Here is a 13222-nt window from a genome sequence, read left to right as displayed (position 1 = left end):
AAATGCAATATCATTGACACTCCGGGACACATGGATTTTATTGCGGAAGTGGAGCGGACATTCAAAATGCTTGATGGAGCAGTCCTCATCTTATCCGCAAAGGAAGGCATACAAGCGCAGACAAAGTTGCTGTTCAGTACTTTACAAAAGCTGCAAATCCCGACAATTATATTTATCAATAAGATTGACCGTGCCGGTGTGAATTTGGAGCGTTTGTATATGGATATAAAAACAAATCTGTCGCAAGATGTCCTGTTTATGCAAACTGTTGTCGATGGATCGGTTTATCCGGTTTGCTCCCAAACATATATAAAGGAAGAATACAAAGAATTTGTATGCAACCATGACGACGATATATTAGAACGATATTTGGCGGATAGCGAAATTTCACCGGCTGATTATTGGAATACGATAATCGCTCTTGTGGCAAAAGCCAAAGTCTATCCGGTGCTACATGGATCAGCAATGTTCAATATCGGTATCAATGAGTTGTTGGACGCCATTTCTTCTTTTATACTTCCTCCGGCATCAGTCTCAAACAGACTTTCAGCTTATCTCTATAAGATAGAGCATGACCCCAAAGGGCATAAAAGAAGTTTTCTTAAAATAATTGACGGAAGTCTGAGACTTCGAGACGTTGTAAGAATCAACGATTCGGAAAAATTCATCAAGATTAAAAATCTAAAGACTATTTATCAGGGCAGAGAGATAAATGTTGATGAAGTGGGTGCCAATGATATCGCGATTGTAGAAGATATAGAAGATTTTCGAATCGGAGATTATTTAGGTGCTAAACCTTGTTTGATTCAAGGATTATCTCATCAGCATCCCGCTCTCAAATCCTCCGTCCGGCCAAATAAGCCCGAAGAGAGAAGCAAGGTGATATCCGCTCTGAATACATTGTGGATTGAAGACCCGTCTTTGTCCTTTTCCATAAACTCATATAGTGATGAATTGGAAATCTCGTTATATGGTTTGACCCAAAAGGAAATCATACAGACATTGCTGGAAGAACGATTTTCCGTAAAGGTCCATTTTGATGAGATCAAGACTATCTACAAAGAACGACCTATAAAAAAGGTCAATAAGATTATTCAGATCGAAGTACCACCCAACCCTTACTGGGCCACAATAGGGCTGACTCTTGAACCCTTACCGTTAGGGGCAGGGTTGCAAATCGAAAGTGACATCTCCTATGGTTATCTGAACCATTCTTTTCAAAATGCCGTTTTTGAAGGGATTCGTATGTCTTGCCAATCTGGTTTACATGGATGGGAAGTGACAGATCTGAAAGTAACTTTTACTCAAGCCGAGTATTATAGCCCGGTAAGTACACCTGCTGATTTCAGACAGCTGACCCCTTATGTCTTCAGGCTGGCTTTGCAACAGTCAGGTGTGGACATTCTCGAACCGATGCTCTGTTTTGAGTTGCAGATACCCCAAGTAGCGAGTTCCAAAGCTATTACAGATTTGCAAAAACTGATGTCTGAGATTGAAGACATCAGTTGTAATAATGAGTGGTGTCATATTAAAGGGAAAGTTCCATTAAATACAAGTAAAGACTATGCCTCAGAAGTAAGTTCGTACACTAAGGGCTTAGGCATTTTTATGGTTAAGCCATGTGGGTATCAAATAACAAAAGACGGTTATTCTGATAATATCCGCATGAACGAAAAAGATAAACTTTTATTCATGTTCCAAAAATCAATGTCATTAAAATAATGGAGCGGTCAGGAAATTTCTATAAGGCAATACGGTTGGGATATATACTTATCTCCATTCTTATCGGATGTATGGCATATAATAGCCTCTATGAATGGCAGGAGATAGAAGCATTAGAACTTGGCAATAAAAAAATAGACGAGCTCCGAAAAGAAATAAACAATATCAATATTCAAATGATAAAATTTTCTCTATTGGGTGAAACAATACTGGAATGGAACGATAAAGATATCGAGCATTACCATGCACGGCGTATGGCAATGGACAGTATGCTCTGCCGTTTCAAGGCCACCTATCCAGCAGAGCGCATCGATAGTGTGCGCAGTCTTTTAGAGGATAAGGAACGACAGATGTTCCAGATAGTCCGGTTAATGGATGAACAACAATCTATTAACAAGAAGATAGCCAATCAAATTCCGGTTATTGTACAGAAAAGTGTGCAGGAACAGTCCAAAAAGCCAAAACGAAAAGGTTTCTTAGGCATATTCGGCAAAAAAAAGGAAGTAACTCCAGCAGTATCAACCACTATCCTTCATTCGGTCAATAGAAACGTAATCAGCGAACAGAAAGTGCAGGATCGCCAATTGTCGGAACAAGCCGACAGCCTTGCAGCTCGTAATGCAGAACTTAACAGACAACTGCAAGAATTGATTTGCCAAATAGAAGAAAAGGTACAAACCGAACTGCAAAGCCGGGAAAACGAAATAGTTGCCATGCGTGAAAAGTCATTTATGCAAGTAGGCGGTTTAATGGGATTCGTTCTTCTATTGTTGTTAATTTCCTACATCATCATACATCGTGATGCAAAAAGCATTAAACAATACAAGCACAAGACAACTGATTTGATAAGGCAACTGGAACAATCCGTACAACGGAACGAGGCACTGATAACGTCAAGGAAGAAGGCGGTACATACTATCACCCATGAACTGCGCACACCGCTGACAGCAATAACAGGCTATGCCGGACTGATACGGAAAGAACAGTGTGAGGATAAGTCCGGGCAGTATATCCAAAACATACTGCAATCCTCCGACCGTATGCGGGATATGCTTAACACTTTGCTTGACTTCTTCCGCCTGGACAACGGCAAGGAACAGCCCCGTCTGTCACCCTGCCGGATTTCAGCAATCACGCACACACTTGAAACGGAGTTCATGCCTGTTGCCGTGAACAAAGGGCTGTCCTTGTCCGTGAAGACTGGACACGATGCCATTGTATTGACCGACAAAGAGCGAATAATACAAATCGGGAATAACCTGCTGTCAAACGCTGTCAAGTTCACAGAAGAAGGCGGTGTTTCTTTGATTACTGAATATGATAATGGAGTTCTGACACTGGTCGTTGAAGATACAGGTACAGGCATGACAGAAGAGGAACAGAAACAAGCGTTCGGTGCGTTTGAACGTCTATCAAATGCCGCCGCTAATATCGCACAAGAGGGACTTCCCTATTTCTCTGTCGCATTTCTGTTCTTCGCTCTCAATTTGGTATGTGTGGGGTACTATCAAAGCCTTGGATGTTTCAAGACCGCCATCTTGCTCATGCTATTGCGAGGTCTTGTTTTCGTAGTTCCGGCTTTTCTTGTGTTACCGCGTGTCATCGGCGTTCCGGGACTTTGGCTGTCAGTTCCCCTATCGGAAATAATGACACAAATCCTTATTTTAGTTTATTATCTGCTAAACAGAAACAACAAAAACATATCGAACTTATGAAAAAGTATTTCTTGAGTACGTTGATACTCTGTTCAACATCATTTACTGCCTGTCACCAAACGGAACCGGAGCAGGAAGAAGTCAATTATTCGGTCATGACCGTAGGAAAAGGAGAAGTGACGCTGACCGAATCTTATTCCGCATCCGTACAGGGAAGGCAGGACATTGAAATCTATCCGCAGGTGTCCGGGACGATACAACAGGTATGCGTGAAAGAAGGGCAAGAGGTACGTCGGGGTGAACGGTTGTTTATTATAGACCAAGTTCCTTACCAAGCAGCCCTGCGGACAGCTATTGCCAATGTCCATTCTGCCGAAGCACAGGTACAGACCGCCCGGCTGACCTACGAAAGCAAGCAGGCACTTCATCGTGAAAAGGTCATTTCGGAATATGACCTCTCCACAGCCCGCAATGCGCTTCTCGTGGCCGAAGCCGCGTTGGAACAAGCCAAAGCGCAGGAGGTGAATGCCCACAACGACCTTTCTTATACAGAAGTAAAGAGTCCCGCAAACGGAGTAATAGGCACCATCCCTTACCGCGTGGGCACATTGGTCAGTTCCGGTTCGGCACAACCGCTTACTTCCGTATCGGATAATTCGGAGATGTATGTCTATTTCTCCATGTCGGGGCAGCGATTGCAGTCATTGATACGCTGTTACGGCTCCATCAACCGAACCTTGGAAGAGATGCCTGCCGTCCGTCTGCAACTGGGTGATGGAACTATCTATGAAAAGGAAGGGCGTATTGAGAGCATCAGCGGCGTACTTGACCGACAGACCGGAAGTGGCTCCTTGCGTGCCGTATTCCCCAACGCCGAACGGGTGCTGCTGAGCGGAAGCACGGGAAATATACTTATCCCGCAGACCTTGCAGGATGCTATTCCCATTCCGCAAGAAGCCACCTACGAATTGCAGGACAAGCTGTTTGTCTATCGGGTAGTGAATGGCAAGGCGGTGGCTACCCGTATTGAAGTCAATCCGGTGCATGACGGCATCCGCTATACCGTCACTTCCGGATTGGATGTTGGCGATGTGATTGTGACTACAGGCGTAGGCTTGCTCAATAACGGCGATGCCGTAACCTTAAAACCGTAATAAGAGGAGGAAGAAGTTATGAATTTACGATTCTTTATAGACCGCCCGGTCTTTTCCATCGTTATTTCCGTAATTATTGTTTTGTTGGGCATCATATCCCTGACGGGGCTGCCTGTGGAGCAATATCCAGACATTGCGCCGCCCACGGTGCAAGTAACGACTTCTTATCCCGGTGCCAATGCCGAAACGGTGCAGAAGTCGGTCATTGTCCCGTTGGAGGAAGCCATCAACGGTGTGGAGAACATGAGCTACATCCATTCGGAAGCCTCCAATACGGGAGATGTTACAGTGAATGTCTATTTCCGTCAGGGAACTGATGCCGACATGGCGGCAGTCAATGTGCAAAACCGCGTATCGAAGGCACAGGGATTGCTTCCTGCCGAAGTAACCAAAATCGGGGTGCAGACGCAGAAACAACAGAAGTCGCTATTGAAGGTGGTCGCCCTCTACAGCCCGGACGATTCATACGATATGCAGTTTATCAACAACTACATGAAGATAAATGTGGAGCCGCGCGTCAAGCGTATTGCCGGTGTGGGTGAGTTCAATGTATTGGCATCCAACTATTCCATGCGCATTTGGCTGAAACCGGACGTGATGGCGCAGTACAAACTGATACCGTCAGACGTGACCAATGCCCTCGAAAAGCAGAATTTGGAATCGGCTACGGGTGCTTTCGGCGAGAACCACGAGAATGCCTACGAATATACCATCAAATATAGGGGACGCTTCTCCACGCCCGAAGAGTTTGGTGATATTGTTATCCGTTCGCTTTCCAACGGAGAAATCTTGCGTCTGAAAGATATTGCCCGCATCGAGTTGGGTGATGAAGCCTATACCTATCGTGCCATGACGGACGGTCATGCGGGATGTATCACCGAGGCTTACCAGAGTGCCGGTTCCAATGCTACGGAGGTGGTACAGGAGATTGATGCGCTGATAGATGAAATATCCGAAGACTTGCCTGAAGGATTGAAGTTTGCCAGCTTGTTGAGCGTGAACGACTTTCTCTTTGCCTCCATCGAGAATGTGCTTTGGACGCTGATAGAGGCTATCATTCTCGTTGTACTGGTGGTTTATGTGTTTTTGCAGGACATCCGTTCGACACTGATTCCCACCATATCCATTATCGTCTCTTTGGTCGGCACGTTCGCTTTCATGGCGGTGGCGGGCTTTTCCATCAACTTGCTGACGCTGTTCGCACTGGTGCTTGCCATCGGTACGGTGGTGGACAATGCCATTGTGGTAGTCGAGGCAGTACAGGCGAAGTTCGATGCCGGTTACTACTCATCGTATATGGCGACGAACGAAGCCATGTCGGGCATTACGGCTGCCATCGTTACCTCTACGCTGGTGTTCATGGCGGTATTCATCCCGGTTTCCATGATGGGCGGCACGTCCGGCGTATTCTATACGCAGTTCGGCATCACGATGGCGGTGGCGGTCGGACTGTCGGCAGTCAATGCCTTGACACTTTCACCGACTCTGTGTGCCTTACTGCTTGAACCTTATATAGATGCGGACGGCAAAGAGAAAAGCGGTTTTTCGGCACGCTTCCGCAAGGCGTTCAATGCGGCTTTCGAGGTCTTGGTGAAGCGGTACGTTCGGGGTGTCATCTACTTCTGCCGCCATCGGGTGGTGACATGGGGACTGCTGGTGGCTACGGTGGCGCTGGTGGTGGTGCTGATGCGCACTACCAAGACCGGACTTGTGCCCGATGAAGATACGGGTACGGTCATGGTGAGCGTCAATACCAAGCCGGGCACTTCGCTCTTCCGCACCACCCAAGTATTGGCGCAGTTGGAAAAGGAAATCCAACAAATGCCGCAGGTGAAGCATTATGCCACCGTCAGCGGATATTCGCTCAGCGGTTCGGGAGCCAGTGCGGGACTGATTATCATCTCCCTGCGCGACTGGTCGGAACGTGACGGCAAGGAAGATGATGTAAACTCTATCATCGGACGCATCAACACCCTTTCACAGAAAATACCGGATGCGCAGTTATTTGCCGCCGCCCCGCCCATGATTAACGGCTACGGCATGGTGAACGGTTTTGAACTGCACGTGCAGGACAAGACGGGCAAACCTGTCAGTGAGTTGGACGATGCCACCAAGGGATTCATTGCCTCCCTGAGCCAATGCCCGGAAATCGGGACTGCCTATACCGCTTTTTCAGCAGACTATCCGCAATATACGCTGGACATTGATGCCGCCCGTTGCGAACGTTCGGGGCTTTCTCCGGCAGAGGTGCTTTCCACGGTGTCCGGTTACTATGGCGGGCAGTATGTCTCCAATTTTAACCGTTTCTCCAAGCTCTACCGTGTCATGATACAGGCGGAGCCGGACACACGGGTCACACCGGAATCGCTGAACCACCTCTATGTGCGTACCGGCAACGGTGAAATGGCTCCCATCAGCCAGTTTGCCCGGCTTACCAAGACCTACGGGCCACAGTCGCTCAACCGCTTCAACCTCTATGGCTCCATTGCGGTCAACGGTTCGGCTGCCGACGGCTATTCTTCCGGCGACGCCATCCGTGCCATCGGCGAAGCGGCGTCCACGGCATTGCCCAAAGGCTATACCTACGAGTTTGGCGGCATCACCCGCGAGGAAAGTCAGTCGAGCAGCAACACGGTGATTATCTTCGCCATTTGCTTTGTGCTGGTCTATCTCATCCTGAGCGCACTTTATGAAAGTTTCCTCATCCCGTTTGCCGTGGTGCTCGCCCTTCCTTTCGGCTTGCTGGGCAGTTTCCTGTTTGCCAAGCTGATGGGATTGGAGAATAACATCTATATGCAGACCGGTTTGATTATGCTCATCGGATTGCTGGCAAAGACCGCCATCCTGATAACGGAATATGCCGTCAAACGCCGACAGGCGGGCATGTCGCTGATACAAGCTGCCGTTGGAGCCGCCAAGGTGCGATTGCGCCCCATCCTAATGACAGCCCTTACAATGGTGTTCGGACTGCTACCGCTGATGGTATCAACGGGAGTAGGAGCCAACGGTAACCGCACGTTGGGTTCCGGTGCGGTGGGTGGTATGCTGGTCGGTACACTTGCCTTGCTATTTGTGGTTCCGGCACTGTTCATTGCTTTCCAGTGGTTGCAAGAGAAGGTACGTCCCATGCAGGCTGTTTCCTCCGGCGAATGGTCGATACAAGGTGAAATGGAAGATTTGAAGAAACATAAAAAGGAAAAGGAATCATGAGAAATATATTACTGACAACAGTTACCGCACTGCTGCTTGCCTCGTGCGGAGTCTATAAACCTTACTCCCGTCCGGAGGAAGTGAAAACCGATGGGCTGTATGGCACCGACATACAAGCGGAAGACACAGCCTCCATCGCCTCCTTGCATTGGAGCGAACTGTTCACCGACACACGCTTGCAATCCCTCATCCGGCGAGGACTGGAGAATAACAACGACCTTAACGTCGCACGTCTGAAAGTGGTGGAGGCAGAAGCCACGCTGATGTCTTCGCGCCTTGCCTACCTGCCCTCAGTGTCGCTTGCCCCGCAAGGTACGTTGAGTAGCTTCGATGGTAGCAAGACGACCAAGACCTACACCCTTGCTGCTTCCGCCGAGTGGGAGCTGGACTTGTTCGGCAAGCTGACCAATGCCAAACGTGGTGCCCGTGCCGCCTTAGAGCAGAGCCGCGCTTACCGGCAGGCAGTGCAGACACAACTCATCGCCACAATTGCCAACAGTTATTACAACTTGCTGATGTTGGATGTACAACTCGACATCAACCGCTGCACCGCCGAGAGTTGGAGCGAGTCGTTGCGCACGTTGGAACTGCAAAAGCAGTTCGGCAACACCACCGAAGCTGCCGTGCAGCAGGCACGTGCCAACCTGCTTACCGTGGAAACGAATGTGCTTACTCTGGAACAGCAAGTCAAGAAACAGGAAAATGCCATCTCCTTGCTCTTAGGCGATGTGCCTTCCCATATCGAACGCGGTACGTTGACAGAACAGCAATTTCCCGATACACTCTCCGTAGGTGTACCCCTGCAGTTGCTTGCCCGCCGTCCCGACATCCGTCAGGCAGAAGCATCGCTGGCACAGGCGTTCTATGCCACCGGTGCCGCCCGCTCCGCCTTTTATCCCAGCATTACGCTGGGCGGGTCTGCAGGTTGGACAAACAGTACCGGTGCCGCCATTATCAATCCCGGACGCTGGCTACTGAGTGCAGTCGGCTCATTGACACACCCCCTCTTCAACCGTGGGCGTAACATCGCCAACCTGCGCATCGCCAAGGCACAGCAACAGGAAGCGTTACTCTCTTTCCAGCAAAGTCTGCTGAAAGCGGGTAGCGAGGTGAACGATGCTCTTGCACAATGGCAGACAGCCGACCGCCGTTTGCAACTTGATGGCAAGCAGATAGCCGCTCTGCGCCGCACCGTGGAAAGTACCCGCCAGCTGATGGAACACAGCAGTAGCACCACCTATTTGGAAGTGCTTACCGCTCAGCAATCCCTGCTCTCCGCTGAACTGACGGAAGCAAACGATCATTTCGACAAAATACAGGGGATGATAAATCTGTATCATGCGTTGGGAGGTGGAAGCTGGTGAAAGACAAAGTGGCACTTCGAGGCGCACAAGGTGCCACTTTGTGGTGGTCGAAGTGGCACTTCGGAAAATCAAGAGTGGAGGTTAGTTCAGGCAACAGCAAAACGGATGCTTGCAAAGGCATCCGAGTGAGACAATAAACATTATTCATCAACCAATTAAAAACGTAAGACTATGCCTTTTGGGGAAAAAGCGTTTCAGAAGCAACAGGGCGTTTACTATCCCCAAGCCGTAGTGCAGGGCAAGCCCGTGGAAACGGAGACCATAGCAAAGGATTTGACGAAAATCTTCACAGTAAGTAACAGTGACGTGCAAGCCGTGTTGGGCGACATCGCAGGCGTGATGCACACGCGCATGGCGCAGGGCAAGAGCGTCCACATCAAGGGGCTGGGCTATTTCCGCTACACGCTCGACACGAAGGGCGTGAAGGATTTGGCGGACTTCGACAAGCAGGTGCAGGCGGTGCGCGTGCAGTTCACACCCGAACGGGAGCGGCTGTCGAACAAGACCTACACCCGTGCCCTTGTGGACAGCGATGATTTGGAATGGATTGAACTTTCTGCCGATGCGAAGGACGATGACCCGGCGCAGGGTGGCGGAAGCACAGACGGTTCCGGTAATGGCGAAGATGGTGACAATCCTTTGGGATAATGTCATTGCTGACAAAGATTGCTATAATGTATGCAGCCTGTGGTTTTAGATGGACTACGGGCTGCATGATTAAAAAGGAATAATCAAATGAGAAGTACCATAGGAACAAAATTTCTCCGCACGCTGATTGCCGCAGGTTATTTATTGATGTGCCTGCTGGCAGTCGGCATCATGTACCTGTGGTTTTATGAATGGAAAGAGATTGAAGCATTGGAAACGGAGAACCGACGTATAAATGCTTTTCGTCAGGAAGTGCATCTTGTTTATGGGGAAATGACGGGGCTTTCCCTTTTGGGCGAAAGTGTGTTGGAGTGGGAAGACGAGGATTTGGAGCATTACCATATCCGGCGCATGGCGGTGGATAGTCTGCTGTGCCGTTTCAAAACCGTTTATCCGGCAGAGCGGATAGACAGTGTGCGTCATTTGTTAGAAAGCAAGGAAAATTTGCTTTGTAGCATTGTGGAAGTATTGAATAAACAGGAAAATTTGAATCGGGAAATTGCTAAGCGTGTACCCTTCATTGCGGCAAAAAGCACACAGGAACAGCCTAAGAAAACGAAGCGCAAAGGTTTCTTAGGCTTGTTCGGCAAGAAAGAAAAGTCGAAACCGACCGCCACAACCTCCATGCTCCATGCACTGAACCGCAAGGAGATTACACAACAACAGGCGCAAAGCCGCCGCTTGTCGGAACATGCCGACAGCCTCGCCATGCGCAACAGCGAATTGAATCGACAACTGCAATCGCTTATCGGGCAGATGGACAGGAAAGTAGAACGTGACCTGCAAAAGCGTGAGGCAGAGATAACCGCCATGCGTGAACGCTCGTTCTTTCAAATCGGAGGGCTGACAGGATTTCTTTTTCTTCTTTTGGTTGTGTCATACATCATCATCCACAGGGACATACGCCGCATAAAGCGGTATAAGGCAAAGACCGTTAATCTGATAAGGCAACTCCATGAATCGGATATGAGAAACAGGGAACTGATTTCCTCACGCAAGAGAGCCATGCACACCATTACTCATGAACTGCGTACACCGCTGACCGCCATACACGGCTATGCGGAACTGATAGCCAACGGAGAAAATGCAACGCAGACGGAACGCTATTCGGGCAATATCCGGCAGGCATCGCAACGAATGATTGCCATGTTGAACACGCTGCTTGACTTCTTTCGGTTGGATAGTGGAAAGGAGAGTGCGAATACTTCCCCGTTCCGTTTGCAGGGCATGGCAGACGCTTTATCGGCGGAATTTGCTCCATTGGCAGAGACAAAGGACTTGTGTTTGACGGTGGAATGCAATACCGATGTTATCCTCATGGGCGACAAGGAGCGCATTATGCAGGTTTCCGCAAACCTGTTATCCAATGCCATCAAGTTCACGCAAGCCGGAAGCGTATCGCTCCGCATGGACTACAACGGCAATAACCTTTCCATTGTGGTGGAAGATACAGGCAGCGGTATGAGCGAAGAAGAACAGCAACGGGTGTTCGGAGCATTTGAACGGCTCTCCAACGCCGCCACGCAGGACGGTTTCGGATTAGGATTATCCATCGTGAAACGCATCGTGGATATGTTAGGCGGTACTGTCCGATTGGAAAGCAAGAAAGGTCGGGGCAGTCGTTTCACGATAGAAATACCCATGCAAACCGCTGATATTGCTGTCATCGAAAAGAAAGAAGTGCAAGAACAATATCCTTATTCTGAACGTGCCTATTCGGTCATTATGTTGGATGACAACGACATTCTTCTTTCGATGGCAATGGATATGTATGCCCATTACGGTATCCGTTGTGATGTGTGCACTAATACAAGCGACCTCATGGAAGCCATGCGGACAAAGGACTACGACCTGCTGATTACAGACTTGAAGATGCCGGAAATAAATGGCTTTGAGGTATTGGAACTGCTGCGCTCGTCCCACGTCGGCAACTCGAAGACCATCCCTGTGATTGTCGCCACTGCTTCGGGAAGCTGCACCGAAGAAGAACTGCTGGCTCATGGCTTTTCCGCCTGCCTGTTCAAGCCGTTCGGCCTGTCGGAACTGCTGGCGGTGTCGGGCAAATGCCTTTCAGTATCTTCTGTCAAAAATAACAAAGAGAAACAACCTGACCTTTCTTCTTTATTGGCGTATGGTGACAAGGTGACTATGCTTGACAAACTGAAAACCGAAACGGAAAAGGACATGCAAGCCATTAGCGATGCCGGAGAGCGGTGTGACCGCAAAGAATTGGATATGCAGGTACACCGTTTACGCAGTTCGTGGGCAGTAATCCGTGCGGACAAACCACTATGGGAACTGCACAGACTTCTGCATTCAGACACGGAATGTTCCGATAACGAGATTCAACACACCGTGAATGCAGTATTGGCAATGGGTGACAAGATTGTGGAACAGGCTAAAAAACGAAAGGAAGACGGATTATGAAGGTAATTGTAGTAGAGGACAATCCCGTTTATAACGATTATGTCTGCAACTTCTTGAAGAAAGGCGGCTTCGACACCATGCAGGCGTATCGGCTTTCTACCGCCAAGAAATTGCTGGCAAAGGCAGAGGAAGATAATACTGTGCTTGCCGACTTGCGTCTACCTGATGGTGAGGGTGTCGACCTGTTGCGTTGGATGCGCAAGGAAGGGAAGCCGCAGCCGTTCATCATCATGACCGATTACGCCGAGGTGCATACGGCAGTGGAAAGTATGAAACTCGGCTCCGCCGACTATATTCCCAAGCAATTGGTAGAGGACAGGCTTGTTCCTCTCATCCGCTCCATACACAAAGCACAGGAACAGAAAAGGAACAAACAAGTCCCGATATTTGTCCGGCAAGGTACGGCATATCAAGGAATCAAGCGGCGTGTCCGGTTGGTTGCACCCACCCGTATGAGTGTATTGATATTAGGTGAGAACGGTACGGGCAAAGAACATATTGCCCAACACATCCACGCACAGAGCAAACGTGCGGATAAGCCTTTCGTGGCGGTGGACTGTGGTTCGTTGTCCCCGACATTGGCACTGTCCGCATTCTTCGGACACATCAAAGGTGCATTCACAGGAGCAGATTCTACCCATGTTGGGTATTTTCAAGAAGCCAATGGCGGTACATTGTTTCTTGATGAAGTGGCCAACCTGCCGATGGAAATGCAGCGGATGTTGCTCCGTGCCATACAGGAGAGGCGGTATCGCCCGGTCGGAGACAAGGCAGACCGGAATTTCAATGTCCGCATCATCGCTGCTACCAATGAAGATTTGGAGGTATCGGTGAATGAAAAGCGTTTTCGGCAGGATCTTCTGTACCGCCTGCACGACTTCGGGATAACCGTTCCTCCGTTGCGTGACTGTCAAGAAGACATTATGCCGCTGGCAGAGTTCTTCCGTGATATGGCAAACAGAGAGCTGGAGTGTAGCGTGAGCGGGTTCAGTTCCGAAGCACGTAAAGCGTTGCTGACACACGCATGGCCGGGCAACGTGCG

8 protein-coding genes are annotated in these 13222 nt (G+C 49.2%); all 8 read left to right on the top strand.

Annotated features, from left to right (window positions below; genetic code table 11):
• On the top strand, window positions 1-1722 hold a 1722-nt coding region (gene tet / locus H8S52_RS18660), incomplete at its 5' end, for a tetracycline resistance ribosomal protection protein (protein ID WP_186910368.1).
• A complete protein-coding gene (locus H8S52_RS18655) occupies window positions 1722-3437 on the top strand; it encodes a histidine kinase dimerization/phospho-acceptor domain-containing protein (RefSeq protein WP_370527591.1) in 1716 nt (571 codons plus the stop codon). The genes tet and H8S52_RS18655, both read left to right, overlap by 1 nt.
• Window positions 3434-4531: an efflux RND transporter periplasmic adaptor subunit gene (locus tag H8S52_RS18650; protein ID WP_117588714.1), complete on the top strand. Its 1098-nt coding sequence runs from the start codon at window positions 3434-3436 to the stop codon at window positions 4529-4531. Before H8S52_RS18655 ends, H8S52_RS18650 begins: the two co-directional genes overlap by 4 nt.
• 18 nt (window positions 4532-4549) lie before the next feature.
• Window positions 4550-7741, top strand: a complete 3192-nt coding sequence (locus tag H8S52_RS18645) for an efflux RND transporter permease subunit (RefSeq protein WP_117588715.1) — start codon at window positions 4550-4552, stop codon at window positions 7739-7741.
• Window positions 7738-9105, top strand: coding sequence for an efflux transporter outer membrane subunit (locus tag H8S52_RS18640; RefSeq protein WP_117588716.1), 1368 nt, complete (start codon window positions 7738-7740; stop codon window positions 9103-9105). Before H8S52_RS18645 ends, H8S52_RS18640 begins: the two co-directional genes overlap by 4 nt.
• 171 nt (window positions 9106-9276) lie before the next feature.
• Window positions 9277-9753, top strand: coding sequence for an HU family DNA-binding protein (locus tag H8S52_RS18635; protein ID WP_117588717.1), 477 nt, complete (start codon window positions 9277-9279; stop codon window positions 9751-9753).
• A gap of 87 nt (window positions 9754-9840) precedes the next feature.
• A complete protein-coding gene (locus H8S52_RS18630) occupies window positions 9841-12180 on the top strand; it encodes a hybrid sensor histidine kinase/response regulator (protein WP_117588718.1) in 2340 nt (779 codons plus the stop codon).
• The coding region (locus H8S52_RS18625; protein ID WP_186910367.1) for a sigma-54 dependent transcriptional regulator at window positions 12177-13222 on the top strand (1046 nt) is incomplete at its 3' end. The genes H8S52_RS18630 and H8S52_RS18625, both read left to right, overlap by 4 nt.

This window comes from Bacteroides sp. NSJ-48, assembly GCF_014287405.1.
GTDB lineage: Bacteria > Bacteroidota > Bacteroidia > Bacteroidales > Bacteroidaceae > Bacteroides > Bacteroides stercoris.
The sequence above is the reverse complement of the archived record's forward strand: the minus strand, read 5'-3'. Positions and strand labels throughout refer to the sequence as shown.